Source organism: Nonomuraea sp. NPDC004354, from assembly GCF_053602555.1.
Window position 1 is genome coordinate 443,134 of the sequence record NZ_JBSGDV010000005.1, and the last position, 15,415, is coordinate 458,548.

Consider the following 15,415-nt stretch of genomic DNA (forward strand, 5'->3'; position numbering starts at 1 on the left):
TGTCTCATGGACGATCACCCATGAAACACGCGCGGGCGCCATGTGCGGTCCAGCGGCGCATGCCGTCGCCCTGGCAGCAGGTTCGCCGGAAGGAGCTTCCTGACCAATCTCGCTTCCTCCATCACCGGGCTCTTCGCGGTCGTGGTGCTGCACGAGGTGTCAGCCCATCAGGAGAAGAACCGGATGAAGCGCGAGCTGTCGGGCGGTGGCCGGCCACTGGGTGCCTCAGTCGGGCAGGGTGATGGTGACGCTCGCACCACCGTTGACCGGGTTGGCGAACTGGAGGGTCGCCCCGATGATGCGGGCGTGGCCGAGCACGATGGTCAGGCCGAGCCCGTGCCCGCGGCCGCGCTCGGTCCGTCCGGTGCGGAAGCGCTGCGCCTGTCCCTCGTTCAGGTTCGCGAGCAGGTCCGGCGGGAAACCCGGCCCGTGGTCGCGGATGACGATCCGGCGGGAGCCCACGGTGATCGTGACCGGGCCGGCGCCGTGCGTGCGGGCGTTGAGGAGCAGGTTGGCGACGATGCGCTCCAGGCGGCGCGCATCGGTGACGGCCGTCGTGTCGCCCTGGTCGGGGACGACATGCAGCTCGGCGGGCACGTCGACACGGTGCAGCGACTCGCGGACCAGGTCGGCCAGCGGCACCGGCTGGCGGTCCGGTTGTTCGTCGGTGGCGTCCAGGCGGGAGATCTCCAGCAGGTCGTCAACCAGGCCGCGCAGGACGCCGATCCGGTCGCGGACCATGTCGGTGGCTTGCCCGTCGGGCAGCAACTGGCCGGCGGTCAGCAGCCCCATCAGCGGGGTGCGCAGATCGTGCGCGACATCGGCCGTGAAGCGCTGCTCGGCCAGCAGCCGCCGCTGCAGGCTGGCGGCCATGGAGTTGAGCCCGGCGCCGATCTCGGCGATCTCGTCCCTGCCGCCCGCGTCGGTGCGAGCGGCCAGGTTGCCGTCGGCGATCTCGCGGGCGGTACGGGCCATGCGCCGAAGCCGCCGGTTGGGGAGTTCGGCCGCCAGCACCGACAGCGGCACCACCCCGGACAGGGCCAGCAGGGCGGCCTTGACCATGTCTCGGTCCAGCGCGTACAGGTCGAGCAGTTCCGAGCCCATCGAGATCTGTACGCTCACCGCCTGGCTGCCGTCGCGGCCGTACGGCTGGGTGGCCCACATCCAAGGTTCGTCCCGGTGATCGAGCCCGTACCAGATCACCGGCCGGCCCGGCCGCAGCTGGGCGGCCAGAGCGTCAGGGAGCTCCTCGACGGTCACCACGTTGTCGGGCGTGCCGCCGGGCCGCTCAGCGGGGGCCAGTGAGCTGTCGAGGGCGGTCCTGGCTCGAGCCGCGCCGATGTCCAGGGCACGCTGCCAGGTCGCCCGGTGAACCAGGAGCCCGACCACGGCGGCGACGACGGTGGAGGCGAGCGTGACGAGGGCGGCGATCTTCCATCGCAGCGAAGCCGGGTTCATGTGGTGCTCAACTTGTAGCCGAACCCGCGGACCGTCTCGATGCGCTCGGCGCCGACCTTCTTGCGCAGGCGCTGGACGCACAGGTCGACCACGCGGCTGTCGCCGTCCCACCCGTAGTCCCACACGGTGCGCAGCAGCGTCGCCCGTTCCAGCACGATGCCGGGATGGGCGGCGAACTCCAGCAGCAGCCGCAACTCGGTCGGGCTCAGCTCGACGCGTCGCCCAGCCCGCCGTACCTCCAGCGAACCGGTGTCGATGCTCAGCTCGCCGAAGGTGAGCACCGCACTCTCGGCGGCCCGCCCGGTCGTGGGCGGGGGCTGCGCGATGCTGGCCCGGCGCAGCAGCGAGCGGATCCTGGCCACCAGCACCGGCAGGTCGACCGGCTTGACCACATAGTCGTCGGCGCCGCCCTCCAGCCCGGCGACGATGTCCAGGCCGTCGCCGCGGGCCGACATCATGAGGATCGGCACCTGGCTGGTCTCCCTGATCCTGCGGCACACGCTGATGCCGTCCAGGCCGGGCAGCATCACATCGAGCAGCAGGAGGTCGTGGCCGCCTGCCTGGGCCGCCTCCAGGCCGCTCAGTCCGTCAGCCGCGGTGGTCATGCGATAGCCGTAGCGTTCCAGGGCCAGGCTGACCGACGCGCGGATCACCGCGTCGTCCTCGACGAGCAGCAGGGATGTCATGAAGGTGCACCATATCTACCGAAGCGCGGCGACCGGTTCCATGCGGGCGGCCCGCAGGGCCGGGTACAGGCCCGCCAGCAGCCCGACGACGGCACCGGCGGCAGGAGCCGTGACGGCCAGCCGTACGTCCAGGACCGGAGTCCACTGCTTGGCCGCGCAGACCACGACGATCACGACGATCCCCCCGGAAGCGCCGATGACGCCGCCGGTCAGCCCGGTGAGGGTGGACTCCAGCAGGAACTGCGCGGCGATGTGGCGGCGGGCGGCGCCGAGGGCGCGGCGCAGGCCGATCTCGGCGATACGCTCCATCACGGTCACCAGCGTGACGTTGGCGATGCCGACCGCGCCGACGACCAGGGAGACCAGCCCGAGGATCAGGAAGAGGGCGTCGACGTCGCCCTCCACCGCATCGCGCGCTCTGGTGGGGCTGGGCGGCGAGATGACCTGGAGGCGGGCCTCGTTGCCGGGGCTGAGCGCGGTCGGCGCCTGATCGGCGATCAGTTCCGCGGCGCCGAGGCCGGTGTTGACCAGAACCCTGGTCACGGCGCTCAGGCCGTAGCGCTTGCCGACGGACGGCGGCAGCATGACCGCACCCGCGAGGCTCTTTTCGCGTTTCAGGTCGCCGAGCACGCCGATGACGGTGTACGCCTGGGCGCCGATGAAGACGGCCGGGGCACGGGTCAGCCTGGTGATGCCCAGCAGCTTGGCCGCGTGCTGGCCCAGCACGACGACCTTGTCCCCACGGGCGATGTGCCCGGCGTCGAAGTAGCGGCCCTCGATCATCCTGCCCTTGACCGCGGCGGGCAGGCCGGGGCTGCTGGAGACGACGGTCAGCGTCTGGTCGGTGACCCGGGTCGGGTCCACGATGTCGTTGGAGCGGACGCTGAGATTGGTGCTCTGTTGCGACTCGGCGAGCGCGGCGGCGGAGACCACCCCGCGCAGCCGGGTCACCCGGTCGACGCCGGCCCAGTCGACCAGGGGGACGGGGTTCTCCGGGACTTCGACCGTGACGGAGGTGGCGGTGAGCTCGTCGAAGCGGCCGACGATCTGGTTGCCCGCCGTCGCGGCGATGCCCAGGGTGACGACGAGCGTGGTGATGCCCAGCACGGTGCCCAGCGTGGTCAGCGCCGAACGCACCGGGCGGGCCAGCAGACCCGCCAGGGCCTCGTCCAGCAGGTCGCGAGGGTGCACGTCTACTCCTCTGTGAGGACGCCGTCGGTGATGCGCACCCGGCGCCCGGCCCGGTCGCTCACCTCGGTCTCGTGAGTGATGACCACGATGGTCATCCCCTGGGCGCGCAGTTCGTCGAACAGGTCGAGCACGGCGTCGGTGTTCTTGCTGTCGAGGTTGCCGGTGGGTTCGTCGCACAGCAGCAGCGACGGTTCGCCCAGGAGCGCGCGGGCGATGGCGGCGCGCTGCCGCTCACCGCCGGACAGCCTGCCGGGCAGGAAGTCCACCCGGTGCGACAGCCGTACCCGCTCCAGGGCCCGCATCGCGCGCTCCCGCCGCCCCGCGCGCGGTGCCGCGCCGTAGACCTCGGCCAGCATGACGTTCTCCAGCACGCTGCGATGCGGCAACAGGTGGAAGGACTGGAAGACGAAGCCGATGCGGCTGCCGCGGATGGTGGTCCGCACGCTGTCCTTCAGGGAGGCGGTCTCGATGCCGTCGAGCCGGTAGCTGCCGCTGGTCGGCCGGTCGAGCAGACCGAGCGTGTTGAGCAGGGTGGACTTCCCCGACCCCGAGGGGCCGACGATGGCGACGTAGTCGGACCGGTCGACTCTCAGGTTGACGGCGGACAGCGCCCTGACGGGTGGATCGGTGGGGAACTCCCTGGTCAGGTCGTGGAGCAGGATGACCGGCTCAGGCACTGTTGATCACCACCATGTCGCCCGGCTTGAGGTCGCCGGTCACCTCCACGGCTCCGTCGGCGGACAGGCCGGTGCGTACCTCGACCTCCTTGGTCCGGTCGGGCGCGACCTCCACCTGCACGCGGGCCTTGCCGTCCGCGGCCGTGACGACCGCCGCGGCGGGGACCACGAGCACCTCCTGGTCGGTGGCGCCGATGGTCACGCGCACCGTGACGGGCGCCCCGGCGAGCTTCTTGAGACCCTTCATCGAGGCGGGCGTGATCGTCACCGGCACGGCGCCCTTCGCGTCGCGTCCTCCGATGGCGGTCACCGTGCCGGGGACGGTCCTGCCGGCCTCGGTCTCGATGCTCGCGTTCAGACCCGTCTTCACCCGCTCGGCCTCGGCCACGTCCACCGAGCCCGAGACCATGAAGGCGGAGCTGGTCACCGTGGCGACCGACTTGTCCACCGGCTCGCCCGCCTTGACGGCCGGCTTGTGCAGCCGGGCCGGCAGCCTGGGCAGGAAGACGACCTCCCCCGGCGGGACGGTGGTGCCGTAGGTCCGGGAGAACTCGGCCAGCAGCGCCTGCGCCGCGGCCAGGTCACGCTGGGCGTTGGCCGCCTTCAGCTTGACGGGCGAGAGCTGCCTGGCCTGGCGGAGCGCCTGCTCGGCGGTGACGACGACCTCGCGCGCCACCCGGACGTTCTTCCTCAGCTCGGCCAGCCGCTTGGCCCGCGTGGTCCCGACCTCCTCCCGTACGCGCTCCAGCGCCGACCTGGCGGCGGCCAGCTCCGCGTCGGCGTTGGCCACCCGGAGTTCGAGCAGGCGGGTGTCGGCGGGCGGCACGGGCGTGGCACCTGTGGTCGGGCCCGCAGTGGAGCTGGGGTTGGGCGCGGGGGTGGACGGCGCAGTGGCCTGGTCGAGCTCCTGCTGGGCGGTCAGCAGCTTCTCCTCGGCCGCCCGTACGGCGCTCTCGGCGGCCTCGACCTTGGCCTCGTCCTCGGTGGTGTGGTCCTGTGCCCGCGCGCTCTTCAACGCCTGTTCGGCCGCCTTCAGATCCAGCCGGGCGTTGGTGAGCCTGACTTTCATCGGGAGCACATCCCTGCCCTGGTCAAGGGCCTTGCGCTCGGCCGCGAGCACTTCCTGCGCGGTCCGTACGGCCCGGCGCAGTTCGTCGCGCTGCCGCCGCAGTTCCAAGGTGGGCTGCTGCGCCTCGTAGCCCCGCTTGGCGTAGAAGCGCGACACCGCGGCGACGGTCGCCTGGTCGAACACGCCGGTCGCGGGTGCGCGGTAGCCCAGCCTGCGCAGCGCCTTCTGCAGCTGCGCGACGTCGGCCCCCTCGGCGCCGGGGACGATGCTGCGGTGCATCGGCACCTTGCCGGAGAAGACGAACACCGGGCGTCCGTTCACCTCCATCAGCACCGCGCCCTCCGCGAGAGTGCCCCGCCGGGGAGCGCGGGTGGCGCGCTGCACCGTTTCGCTGCCGCCCACCACCCCGGCCAGCGACACCGGATACGGCGAGCCGTACTCCAGCGTGCCGCTGACCACGACGGTGGCGACCAGTTTGCGCCGCTCGACCGCGGCGGTGACGAGCGACGGTTTGGGCGGCCTGCGCGCCGCCGCCTCGTCGGCCGGGGAACGCAGCAGGGTGCCCACTCCCCAGCCGGTCCCCGCGACCACCAGGACCACGGCCAGCACGAGCAGCAGCTTGCCGCGAGGGGTACGCATCACTGCTCTTGGAACCCGTACTTCATCCTGGCCTCGTTGGTCAGCCGCCTTTGCAGGGGGGCGAAGGCGGCGTAGAAGTCCTTGCCGCACTCCAGGTCGACCAGCGCCGACTTGATCTCCTTGGCGAGGTACGGCCTGGCCACCTCCGCCGTGACCTTGCCCGCCTTGCCGAGCTGGTCAGCCTGCTCGCCCCACACCTGCATGCCGCGGGCGCTCAGCGCGAGCGGCTTCGCGGAGGTCACCCGCTCGCCTTTCGACTTCAGACACTCGGCGAACGGCGCGGCGAGCTCCACAAGCTTGGGGTCGCCGTCGAGCGTCTTGTCGATGTTCTCGATCGCCGTGCTCATCTGGTCCTGGTAGTCGGCGACCGAGGTGACTTTCAGGCCGTCCACCTGCTGGAGGGCGGTGACCCTGCACTCGTTCAAGGTCTTGACGTAGGCGTCCCGCTTGGCGCCGGACAGGCCCTCCATCGTCGCCTGGTTGGGGTCCGGCGCCCGCGTTTCCTGCGGCTTCGGATAGACGACGGCGGAGAAGACGCCGAAGCCGTACTTGCTGCGGTCCGCCTTCATCACCGCGTAGTCGGCGGGGTTCGCGTCGGACTTCTTGGGCCGGCTGACCGAGGCGGTGTAGGGGAAACCCTTCTGCTTCATGCAGGTGGCGATGACGGTCTCCCGCTCGCGAGCCTTGTCCACCGTGGCCCCGCCGCCGTCGGCCGCGGGGGTCGGGGCTCCCCCGCAGCCGGTCAACACCGCCAGACCGAGCAGACCGCACGCCAACACACGCATCAAGGACTCCTTCTCAGCGGGATCGCGCCGCCCTTCACGACGCCGTTGCCACTCTGGAGCCCGTTTCCGTCCGCTCTGTGTTCGCCGGGTATCCGCGAATGCTCAGCCGTGTATCAGCCGCGTATCAACGCCGCCGGCCGCCTTGCGTGCTGCGCCCCTCACCGCGACTCGCCGCCGAAGGCGGGGCGAAGGCGGGGCGAGCCGACCGAATGCTTGCTTGGCTTGGCCTCACTCCGGGAGAGTGTCCAGACAGTGTCCGGCAAGATCAAGGAGGCAAGGTCCATGTCCGAGCTCATGGGCGTCTCGCACATCTCGCTGTCGGTGAAGGACAGGGACGCCAGCGTGCGCTGGTACACCGAGGTTCTCGGCTTCAAGGAGTACGCCACGATGGACGAGGAGCGCTGGCTGCGTACCATCTGCCTGCACGACAGCCTCGCCATCGTCGGCTTCACCCAGCACCTCGACGTGCGCGAGGACGACTTCGACCACCGCAGGGTGGGCATCGACCACGTCGCGTTCGCGGTGCCGTCGCGCGCGGCGCTCGACGCGTGGGCGCGCAGGTTCGAGCAGTTCGGCGTCACCTGCTCGTCCGTGGTCGAGTCGCCGTTCGGCGCCGTGCTGTCGTTCCGCGACCCGGACGGCATCGCGCTCGAGCTGTTCGCGATGGAATAGCGGAAGGGGGTACGGCACCGCGTGCCGTACCCCCTTCGCGTCCTGCCGGCCGAGGTGGGCGTGGCCGGGCACGGCGAGTTCTCGGGCGTCAGGTCGTCGGCTCCAGCAGCCCGGCCAGGTAGCCATCGGCCACGATGCGAGCGGCGCTCTGTTCGTAGGCGGCAGGGTCGTCGGGAGTGACGGTGGCCAGCCCGTCGACGTAGCGGTTGAACATACAGAACGCGGCCGCGATGAGCACCGTGTCGTGGATCTCGACGTCACTGGCGCCGGCCTCCCTGGCGGCCTCGATCTGCATGGCCTGGACCTGGCGTCCACCCTGCTGGACCGCGGACGCGACGGCCAGCAGTGCCCGCAGCTTGGCGGAGATCGGCGCGGTGGCCGGGTCGGCGCGCACGTGGTCGATCAGCGCCATCCCCTCGGGCAGTTGCGCAGCCGCGAAGGCCGCGTGCGAGCTGGTGCAGAACTGGCAGTCGTTGAGCGCGGAGACGTAGGCGGCGATCAGCTCGCGTTCGCCCCGCGTCAGCGTGCTGGGGCCACGCAGCAGGACCTCGGCCAGTTCGCTGAGCGGTCGCGCCGTCTCGGGCCGGAACGCGAACAGGGAGAGGATTCCCGGCAGGTCGGTGTTCAGGTGGATGTGCGGCATTGCGGGCTCCTTGGTGTGAGGGTCAGACGCCCAGCTCGGCCGCGGCCGAGGCGGTGCCCTCCAGCCGCGCCCTGATCTTGGCGAACGCCACCTCGCGGGAGGTGGAGGTGTCGTCGGCGAACGGGGAGAACCCGCAGTCGTCGCAGGTTCCCAGGCGGTCGAGAGGCAGGTGACGGGCCGCGGCGAACACGCGGTCGCGTACCTGCTCGGGGGTTTCCACGTGCGGATCGATCGGGTCGATCACGCCGACGAAGATCCGGGCGGTGGCCGGCAGGTGTTCGGCGATGACGGCCAGAACCTTGTCGGGCTCGGGTTCGCCGGCCAGCTGGACGTAGAAGTTGCCGGCCTTGAGCTGGAACAGGTGGGGCAGCAGCCCGGCGTAGTCCACGTCGGCGCTGTGGGTGGAATCCTGGTCGCCGCCCGGGCAGGTGTGCACCCCGATCCGTGACCGCTCCTCGGGAGAGAACCGTTCCAGCACCCTGTTGTTCAGCGCGACGAACTCCTCCAGCACGCCGCCGCTGGGGTCGAGCTTGAGCGACAGCCGCCCTTCGGTGAAGTCGAGCTGGACGGCGTGCGCTCCGGCGTCCAGGCAGCCGCGAATGTCGGCCTCGGCCTCGTCGGCCAGGTCGTCCAGGAAGCGCTCGCGCGGGTAGCCGTCGATGCCGGTGGCGGGGTAGAGCAGGCTGAGCGCGGACGGCGCGATGACCGCCTGCTTGACCGGGACGGTCGCGTGCCGCTGGGCGGCCCGCAGGTACTGCTCGGCGCGTACGGCGTAGCGGAACGGCCCCGCGGTCAATCGGGGCAGCTGCCGGGTGTGCCCGTCCGCGAACGGGATCACGACGCCATCGGGCGCCAGGTGCGCCAAGCCCGCGATCGGGTAGGTGGCGAAGCTCGGCTTGGCCTGCTCGCCGTCGGTGACGACCGGCGAGCCGGCCTGCTCCATGCGCGCGATCGTGTCCCGCACGGCTGATTCCTGGGCGCGTGCCAGCTCGGCGGCGTCGCCGGAGCGCATCGCGGCCAGGAGTTCGGGTGAACGGGGAATGCTGCCGATCGGCTCGGTCGGGATGCCCATGCCGCGACCGTATATCGCTCCCTGCAATGGTTCAACGACCCCAAGTAACCACCCCGGCTGGCGTAACCACCTGGGCACGGCCCGGGGCTCGGGGACGTGACCTGGCGTGACTGCCCGCTCCTGCCTTCGCGGGTGTGACGGCGGAGTCCATGACCACTACCGGGCGAAGAAACAAGACACAAGGTGTCAGGTTTTTGATCGAACATGGCTGCACCGGTCAGCGCCGAAGGTGGCCGCGAACCGGTCGTACGGATAGACAAGGAAAGCAATGCGCGAAACGCAAGAAGATCTCAAAGAGCTCCAGAGCCTCCTGGACTCCTCCCTGTCCCGCTCCACCCCGCATCTCCGCTCGATCGTCACCGAGCGCACCCTGACCGCGGAGCAGCTCACCCAGGTCCTCACCGGCATGTGCACCCTCGCACTGTCCACGGTGACGGCGAAGGGCGAGCCGCGGATCAGCGGCGTGGACGGGCATTTCCTCCACGGCAGGTGGCATTTCGGAACGGCGCGCAGCGCCGCCAAGGCCCGCCACCTGGCCGCACGCCCGGCCGCCAGCGTCGCGCACATGCGCGGCGAGGACTTGGGCGTGTTCACCCACGGCACGGTGGAGATCCTCAACCCCGAGGACGGCGAGCCCGCCGCGGACTGGCCGGACCTGCTCGCGTACTTCAAGGACTTCTACGGCGAGGGCGCCTTCGACTGGGAGAACGACGTGGTCTACTACCGGCTGCACCCGCACTGGATGACCGTCTACGCCCCCGACGTCGACAAGCTCACCGCCACGTGACCGCAGGCCCATGAAGGAGGCCCCGGGCGCGCTGTTCGGGTCGTCGTCTCGCGGCAACGAGGCGGCTGGCGCGGCTGACCCGATCCGGGGCCGTGACCACCCTCGAACCGGCCGACCGACCGGGCCTCCTCCGGCCTACTGCGCCTGGTCCCCCGCCGCGGTGTCCAGCGCCGGCGCGATCACGGCGAAGGCCCGGTCGATCAGAAGGGTGTGGTCCTCGGAACCGTCGCTGTCGCTCCACCGCTGCAGCACGGTGTCGAAGGCGTTCAGTGCCATCCCGGCCGCCAGCTGCGGGTACATGTCGGTCGCGGGGTCGAGCTCAAGCCGCCGGGCCAGCTCCCCCGTCAGCTCCTCGCGCCACTGCGTCTGGCGCTCCAGGAAACGGGCGAGCAGGGTGGGGGTGCGCAGGATCAGTTGCACCACGCGCAGCGCCCGGTCGGCATGGCCGGCGCAGGCGTTGACGGAGACCCAGACGGTGTGCCGCAGCGCGGCCGAGGGTGGCTCCTCGGCGGGGCGGGCCGCCAGCTCCGCGCGCATGCCGGCGCCCATCTCGGCCAGGAACTGAACGACCACGTCCTCTTTCGAGGCGAAATACCGGAAGAACGTCCGCCTGGAGACGCCTGCGGCGGCCACGATCTCGTCGATCGTAACCGCGTCGAACCCTTTCCGGGTCAGCAGATTGAGCGCCGCCTGCGTCAGCTCGTCCGCGACGAGCTGACGTTTGCGCTGGGCCAGGCTCACGTCGGAGCGGATCACCAGACCATCTTACACACGATGCCAATGATGGCACCGAGGCGTGTTTTGACACTCAGTGCCATCGAGGGCAACGTGTGCCCTATGACCAAGCAGCAGCGCTGGACCGCCGAGCACATTCCAGATCAGACCGAGCGGCTGTTCGTCGTCACCGGAGCCACCAGCGGCCTCGGCCTGGCGACCACCCGGGCGCTGGCCCGCAAGAACGGGCACGTCATCCTCGCCGTACGCGACGAGCTCAAGGGCCGCCGTGCGGTCGAGAAGATCATCGCTGAACAGCCGGGCGCCCACCTGGAGGTGCGCGGGCTCGACCTGGCCGATCTGGACTCCGTCCGCGCCTTCGCCGACGGATTGCGCTCCGACCACGCGCGGCTGGACGTGCTCGTCAACAACGCCGGCGTGATGGCGCCGCCCCGGACGCTCAGCGCGCAGGGCCATGAGCTGCAGTTCGCCGTCAACCACCTTGCTCACTTCGCCCTCACCGGCCTGCTGCTCGACCTCCTTGCCGGCGGCGACGACCCCCGCGTGGTCACGGTGAGCTCGACCAACCACCGGCAGGGGCGCCTGTTCTTCGACGACCTGTCCGGCGAGCGCGCGTACGCGCCCATGGCGTTCTACAACCAGTCCAAGTTCGCCAACGCCGTCTTCGGCTGGGAACTCCACCGACGGCTGACGGCGGCCGGCAGCCCGGTGCGCAGCCTGCTCGCCCACCCTGGCTACACCGCCACCAACCTGCAGACGAGCGCACCGGTCGGCATGGTGAAGATGATGTACGGCCGCATCCTCACCCCACTGGCCCAGTCCCCGCACCGCGGCGCGCTGCCCCAGCTGTACGCGGCGACCGCCCCGGACGCGGACAGCGGCCGGTTCTTCGGGCCGGACGGCGTGGGCGAGCTGCGCGGCGCCCCGAAACAGGTGCACCTGGCCCCGGCCGCTGCCGACGCCGAGACCGGACGCCGACTGTGGGAGTTGTCGGAACAGTTGACCGCCGTGCGGTTCCCGCTCTAGTCGCGGCGGCGCGCCTCGTGAACGACGCCGCGGCGTTCGTACTCCAGCACCGTCTCGACGTTCATCGACATCTGCGTGCCGTAGGCGCGCTGGATGAGCCACAAGGCCAGCTCCAGGCCGCTCGTGACACCGGCCGAGGTGACCAGATCACCGTCGTCGACCTCGCGTGGCCCCAGCGGCGCCCGAGCACAAGGGCACGCTCAAGGACTGGGCCGACCTGGTCCATCGCACCGACACCCGCGGTCGGCGGCGGGTGGCGCGCATGGTGTATGAGGTGGCCACCTTCCAGACCCTGCGCGAGCAGCTGCGCTGCAAGGAGATCTGGGTGGTCGGCGCCGACCGGTGGCGCAACCCGGACGAGGACCTGCCCGCCGACTTCGAAAATAAGGGGCAGCTTCTGTGAAGGCGCTGGAGTCCGAAAGCGCTGAAGATTTCCAAGATTCACATGAAATGGTGGGGCACTTTTCGCCATGTAAGGGGATGTCCGCGTTTCGTACTGACAAGGAGATCGGCCATGGGAATCGCCCGTGGATGACGATGAAGCGGCCAGGTTCGAGGCCGTCTACAGGGAGACATACGACCAGATCGCAGCCTACGCCGCACGCCGCTGTGACTCTCCGCAGGATGCGGCCGATGTCGTGGCGGAGACCTTCACCATTGCCTGGCGCCGGGTGGCTGATCTGCCGCCGGGGCACGAGGCCAGGCTCTGGCTGTACGGCGTAGCGCGCAAGGTGCTGGCCGATCACCGCCGGAGCACAGCCCGGCAGCGGCTGCGCAGCGTGGAGCTTGATGCCGAGATAGCCGATCTTTATGGGGACTCTCCCGGCAGCAGCGTGGAGCTGAGCGTGATCGCCGCGGTGTTTCGCAACCTGCCCGACGACGACCGTGAGCTTCTCTCGCTGGTCGCCTGGGAGGGGCTGGGGCGCGATGAGATCGCCGCGATGCTGGGACTGTCCCGCAACGCCGTGCGCATCAGGCTTTATCGCGCCCGCAGGCGCTTCTCGCGCGCACTCGACGAAGCCAGTGTCCGGTTCACATCTGAAAGCCGGATGATTCCGGCGGGGAGGTCGTTGTGAGGAACGTCGATGAGATCAGCGAACTTCTGAGACCACTGGCCCGAGTCGAGCCCGGACAGCCGAACAGCCACGCGTCCGGTACGGGGGCGCGCGCGTTGCTGGCCTCGATCGCGGCCCAAGAGCCCGGCAGTGCCACCAGGACGCTGGGACGTACCCACCGGTCCGCTTCGCGCAGTCCTCGACGTCTTGCGCTGGGCCTGACCGCTGCGGCCGTGCTCGCAACAGGCATCGTAGTAGGGCCGAGCCTACTGGAGGACGGACGTGGCGTGGCGGTGTCCTACGCCAACTCCGCGGTGGAGATCCACCGGGAAGGCGACCAGTACGTCGCCCGCATCAAGGACCCGTTCGCTGACCACGACAAGTACACCCAGGCGTTCCACGCGGTCGGCCTGAACGTCGATCTACGCCCGGTGCCCGTCTCGCCAGGCGGCGTGGGAAAGATCCTCGGCATGATCATCGCGGACAAGGGTTCCTCTCGCCCCGCCCCGGAAGCCAAGCCAGACCCCTCCGGCCCTCGGATCAACGGTGTCCCCCTCTCGATGGAGGCGACACCCAAAGGATGCCAGCCAGGACAGGACAGACACTGCGTCATGGTGATGCGAATCCCCGCCGGTTTCACCGGCCATGTAGACGTCAAGCTGGGACGCCAGGCGAAGCCGGGAGAGGAATACGCGAACTTCGACTCGGCCATGGCGCCAGGCGAGATGTTCGGCGGGGTCCGGCTGAGAGACGGCCGCCCCGTGGACGACATCCTGGCTGAGGCGCGCAAGCGTAACCTGACCGCGGTGTTCAGCCTCATTCGGACGGATAAGAAAACGGGCGGCCTGTCCTTCGAGCCGCTACCTGCCGACCGGGTCGGACCCGGCTGGACCGTCTGGAACGCATGGCAGGTGAAGGCCGGCGTGATCCGGCTGCTCGTCACACCCGAGCGTCTACCCGAGAACCCGTTCTACAACGGAAGCGCGCCACCGCCCGCATCCTGATCACGTGCGCAACTCGGCTCCCGCCCCGCAACGGGGCGGGAGCCGTCCGTTTGATCAATACTCACGTGACGCACTGCGCGTGACACTGGACGGCGAGCCCGACATCGAGGTGATCGGTGAGGCGGCCGACGGACCGATGAGTACCTCTTCGGGGGCACTCCAGTCGGGGTGTCGGGGTGCCTGCTCAAAGACAGCGACCCCGAACTGCTCCTGGGGGCGGTGCGGACGCTGCACCGCGGACACGGGCTGGTGGACCCTCAGGTCACCACCCGGCTGATCCACCGCTTCAAGACTGTCATGTCGCCCGCGTCCGCCACTGATGCGCAACAGCGGCTCACTGCTTGCCGTTCCTATGTGAGACATCATCTCGGGCGACGTCCGTTGGCGCCTTGGGACGTGGCCGATGGGCTGGCGGCTACGAGGAGTTGGTGGCAGCGCGGTAGGCCGCGTTCAGGCGCTCGCGAACACTCGGTGATCGCGCTGGGAGTTCGGAGCCAAGGTGCTCGCGGCGAAGCTCGTCCATGAACTCGTGCCAGAGCGCGGGGCCGCCTTGTTCAAGCAGCATGGCGCGAGCGTTCAGCGCGCTGCTCGTGGGTCGGTGGCGAAGTCCCCAGCTGCCCAGCTGCGCGAACACGGGTACGAGTTGGATCGCGGGTTCGGTCAGGCTGTAGCGTGCCCGCTGGCCGGGCCGCGTGTCCTCGCGGGTGAGCAGTCCCGACTTGACGAGTCGTTTGAGTCGGTCGGCGAGAATATTCGAGGCGATCCCCTCGATCGAGTTGGCCTGCAGCTCTCGGAAATAGCGGCGATCTCCGAAGACGATGTCGCGGAGGACGATCAGACTCCAGCGATCGCCGAACGCCTCGATGGCGGCGTTGATCGGGCACTCCGACCGCGGCTCATTCGCTTTGCCCATACTGCTTGCAATCTACCACCGCCCGGCACTACCGTCTCGGCAAGCGGTTGCAAATCACAAGCGGAAGGGGCCACCGTGCTGAGGCAGGTCGCGGAGGGCGTGCTGATCCACGAGAGCGAGTTCTGCCAAAGCAACGCCGTGGTCGTGCAAGGCCGCGCCGGCGTGCTGCTCATCGACCCCGGGGTGCAGGGCCACGAAATGGCCTGCCTCGCGAACGACCTTCGCGAACTGGGCCAGCCCGTTGTGGCGGGTTTCTCGACGCATCCGCATTGGGATCACCTGCTCTGGCACGCCGGGCTCGGCGCGGCGCCTCGCTACGGCACGGCCCGCTGCGCGGCCACTGTCCGAGATCGGCTGTCGGACCCGGGCGCGAAGGCCCGCATCGCCGCCCAACTGATACCGCCGGACATCGCCGAGCAGGTACCGCTGGACCTGCTCGGCCTCATCACCGGCTTGCCCGCCGATACCGCGCGGATTCCTTGGGATGGTCCTCAAGTCCGGATCATCGAGCATCAGGCGCATGCCCCGGGCCATGCGGCGTTGTTGATCGAGGAGCGCGGCGTTCTCGTCGCCGGCGACATGCTCTCTGATGTCCTGATTCCGATGCTCGACTTGAACGGCACCGCGGACCCGATCGAGGACCACCTCGCCGCGCTGCGGCTGCTGGAGGGCGTGGCGGGCGATGCCGATGTCCTCATCCCCGGCCACGGGTCAGTCGGCGGAGCTGACCAGGTACACGCACGGATCGAGCGGGATCGGGCGTACGTGCTCGCCTTGCGTGAGGGCCATGTTCCCAGTGACCCGCGGGTCGGCCCATCGGCCAAGCCGGGCTGGGAATGGGTGAGCGATGTGCACAACGGGCAAGCCCAGCGTCTCGCCCGACAGAGCGAGCGCGACGGGACGCCCGGCTAGGAGCTGTTTCTTAGATCTCCTGACGGTGAGCGCTGGTCTTGTCACTCTTGGCATATGGGTCGTGGTGATCTGACGAACGCCGAGTGGGAAC

General features: G+C 69.8%; 17 protein-coding genes. 7 read left to right on the forward strand and 10 right to left on the reverse strand.

The genetic code is table 11. The annotated features are described in order from the left end of the window. Positions 1-225 precede the first annotated feature (225 nt). Genes ACWENQ_RS19370 through ACWENQ_RS19395 form a run of 6 tightly spaced genes read right to left on the reverse strand, consistent with a single transcriptional unit; the run spans position 226 to position 6,505 of the window. Complete coding sequence (locus ACWENQ_RS19370; protein ID WP_452415448.1) at positions 226-1,458, reverse strand: sensor histidine kinase; 1,233 nt, start codon at positions 1,456-1,458, stop codon at positions 226-228. After that, a complete protein-coding gene (gene cseB, locus ACWENQ_RS19375) occupies positions 1,455-2,144 on the reverse strand; it encodes a two-component system response regulator CseB (protein ID WP_452415449.1) in 690 nt (229 codons plus the stop codon). Before cseB ends, ACWENQ_RS19370 begins: the two co-directional genes overlap by 4 nt. A 15-nt stretch (positions 2,145-2,159) precedes the next feature. Continuing rightward, positions 2,160-3,335: an ABC transporter permease gene (locus tag ACWENQ_RS19380; RefSeq protein WP_452415451.1), complete on the reverse strand. Its 1,176-nt coding sequence runs from the start codon at positions 3,333-3,335 to the stop codon at positions 2,160-2,162. A gap of 2 nt (positions 3,336-3,337) precedes the next feature. Further along, positions 3,338-4,012, reverse strand: coding sequence for an ABC transporter ATP-binding protein (locus ACWENQ_RS19385; RefSeq protein WP_449922903.1), 675 nt, complete (start codon positions 4,010-4,012; stop codon positions 3,338-3,340). Next, on the reverse strand, positions 4,005-5,720 hold the full coding sequence (locus ACWENQ_RS19390; protein WP_452415453.1) for a peptidoglycan-binding protein: 1,716 nt from the start codon (positions 5,718-5,720) through the stop codon (positions 4,005-4,007). Before ACWENQ_RS19390 ends, ACWENQ_RS19385 begins: the two co-directional genes overlap by 8 nt. Next, on the reverse strand, positions 5,720-6,505 hold the full coding sequence (locus tag ACWENQ_RS19395; RefSeq protein WP_452415454.1) for a hypothetical protein: 786 nt from the start codon (positions 6,503-6,505) through the stop codon (positions 5,720-5,722). Before ACWENQ_RS19395 ends, ACWENQ_RS19390 begins: the two co-directional genes overlap by 1 nt. Positions 6,506-6,787: 282 nt before the next feature. Here ACWENQ_RS19395 and ACWENQ_RS19400 point away from each other — a divergent pair, with 282 nt between their 5' ends. Then, entirely contained in the window at positions 6,788-7,177 is a 390-nt protein-coding gene (locus ACWENQ_RS19400; protein ID WP_452415456.1) for a VOC family protein, read from the forward strand. 88 nt (positions 7,178-7,265) lie between these two features. Here ACWENQ_RS19400 and ACWENQ_RS19405 read toward each other — a convergent pair whose 3' ends face one another. Both ACWENQ_RS19405 and ACWENQ_RS19410 read right to left on the reverse strand, forming a co-directional pair. Beyond that, positions 7,266-7,820: a carboxymuconolactone decarboxylase family protein gene (locus tag ACWENQ_RS19405; RefSeq protein ID WP_452415458.1), complete on the reverse strand. Its 555-nt coding sequence runs from the start codon at positions 7,818-7,820 to the stop codon at positions 7,266-7,268. A 22-nt stretch (positions 7,821-7,842) separates the two neighbouring features. Beyond that, positions 7,843-8,892, reverse strand: a complete 1,050-nt coding sequence (locus tag ACWENQ_RS19410; RefSeq protein ID WP_452415459.1) for a cobalamin-independent methionine synthase II family protein — start codon at positions 8,890-8,892, stop codon at positions 7,843-7,845. Between the two features lie 268 nt (positions 8,893-9,160). Between ACWENQ_RS19410 and ACWENQ_RS19415 the strand changes: the two genes are divergently transcribed. Continuing rightward, a complete protein-coding gene (locus ACWENQ_RS19415) occupies positions 9,161-9,679 on the forward strand; it encodes a pyridoxamine 5'-phosphate oxidase family protein (RefSeq protein ID WP_452415460.1) in 519 nt (172 codons plus the stop codon). A gap of 135 nt (positions 9,680-9,814) precedes the next feature. On the opposite strand, the gene ACWENQ_RS19420 is transcribed toward ACWENQ_RS19415, so the two are convergent. Next, positions 9,815-10,435, reverse strand: coding sequence for a TetR family transcriptional regulator (locus tag ACWENQ_RS19420; RefSeq protein ID WP_452415461.1), 621 nt, complete (start codon positions 10,433-10,435; stop codon positions 9,815-9,817). An 81-nt stretch (positions 10,436-10,516) separates the two neighbouring features. On the opposite strand from ACWENQ_RS19420, the gene ACWENQ_RS19425 reads away from it, so the two are divergent. From ACWENQ_RS19425 to ACWENQ_RS19440, 4 genes are all read left to right on the forward strand, one after another. After that, a complete protein-coding gene (locus ACWENQ_RS19425; RefSeq protein WP_452415463.1) occupies positions 10,517-11,440 on the forward strand; it encodes an oxidoreductase in 924 nt (307 codons plus the stop codon). A gap of 166 nt (positions 11,441-11,606) precedes the next feature. Next, positions 11,607-11,843 carry a hypothetical protein gene (locus tag ACWENQ_RS19430; RefSeq protein ID WP_452415478.1) on the forward strand — a complete coding sequence of 79 codons (237 nt, stop codon included), beginning with the start codon at positions 11,607-11,609 and terminating at the stop codon, positions 11,841-11,843. Positions 11,844-11,967: 124 nt separating this feature from the next. Continuing rightward, positions 11,968-12,516, forward strand: a complete 549-nt coding sequence (locus ACWENQ_RS19435; protein ID WP_449922926.1) for an RNA polymerase sigma factor — start codon at positions 11,968-11,970, stop codon at positions 12,514-12,516. Then, complete coding sequence (locus tag ACWENQ_RS19440) at positions 12,513-13,499, forward strand: hypothetical protein (protein ID WP_452415465.1); 987 nt, start codon at positions 12,513-12,515, stop codon at positions 13,497-13,499. Before ACWENQ_RS19435 ends, ACWENQ_RS19440 begins: the two co-directional genes overlap by 4 nt. 415 nt (positions 13,500-13,914) lie before the next feature. Here the strand turns inward: ACWENQ_RS19440 and ACWENQ_RS19445 are convergent, their stop codons facing one another. Then, a complete protein-coding gene (locus ACWENQ_RS19445; protein WP_452415467.1) occupies positions 13,915-14,412 on the reverse strand; it encodes a winged helix-turn-helix transcriptional regulator in 498 nt (165 codons plus the stop codon). 75 nt (positions 14,413-14,487) lie between these two features. Here ACWENQ_RS19445 and ACWENQ_RS19450 point away from each other — a divergent pair, with 75 nt between their 5' ends. Continuing rightward, positions 14,488-15,324 carry an MBL fold metallo-hydrolase gene (locus ACWENQ_RS19450; protein ID WP_449922934.1) on the forward strand — a complete coding sequence of 279 codons (837 nt, stop codon included), beginning with the start codon at positions 14,488-14,490 and terminating at the stop codon, positions 15,322-15,324. Positions 15,325-15,415: the final 91 nt, after the last annotated feature.

Bases quoted from the DNA above. Each gene is read 5' to 3' on its own strand.
- ACWENQ_RS19370 (WP_452415448.1), bottom strand. From the start codon at position 1,458: ATGAACCCGGCTTCGCTGCGATGGAAGATCGCCGCCCTCGTCACGCTC.
- cseB (WP_452415449.1), bottom strand. From the start codon at position 2,144: ATGACATCCCTGCTGCTCGTCGAGGACGACGCGGTGATCCGCGCGTCG.
- ACWENQ_RS19390 (WP_452415453.1), bottom strand. From the start codon at position 5,720: ATGCGTACCCCTCGCGGCAAGCTGCTGCTCGTGCTGGCCGTGGTCCTG.
- ACWENQ_RS19395 (WP_452415454.1), bottom strand. From the start codon at position 6,505: ATGCGTGTGTTGGCGTGCGGTCTGCTCGGTCTGGCGGTGTTGACCGGC.
- ACWENQ_RS19400 (WP_452415456.1), top strand. From the start codon at position 6,788: ATGTCCGAGCTCATGGGCGTCTCGCACATCTCGCTGTCGGTGAAGGAC.
- ACWENQ_RS19405 (WP_452415458.1), bottom strand. From the start codon at position 7,820: ATGCCGCACATCCACCTGAACACCGACCTGCCGGGAATCCTCTCCCTG.
- ACWENQ_RS19410 (WP_452415459.1), bottom strand. From the start codon at position 8,892: ATGGGCATCCCGACCGAGCCGATCGGCAGCATTCCCCGTTCACCCGAA.
- ACWENQ_RS19415 (WP_452415460.1), top strand. From the start codon at position 9,161: ATGCGCGAAACGCAAGAAGATCTCAAAGAGCTCCAGAGCCTCCTGGAC.
- ACWENQ_RS19425 (WP_452415463.1), top strand. From the start codon at position 10,517: ATGACCAAGCAGCAGCGCTGGACCGCCGAGCACATTCCAGATCAGACC.
- ACWENQ_RS19445 (WP_452415467.1), bottom strand. From the start codon at position 14,412: ATGGGCAAAGCGAATGAGCCGCGGTCGGAGTGCCCGATCAACGCCGCC.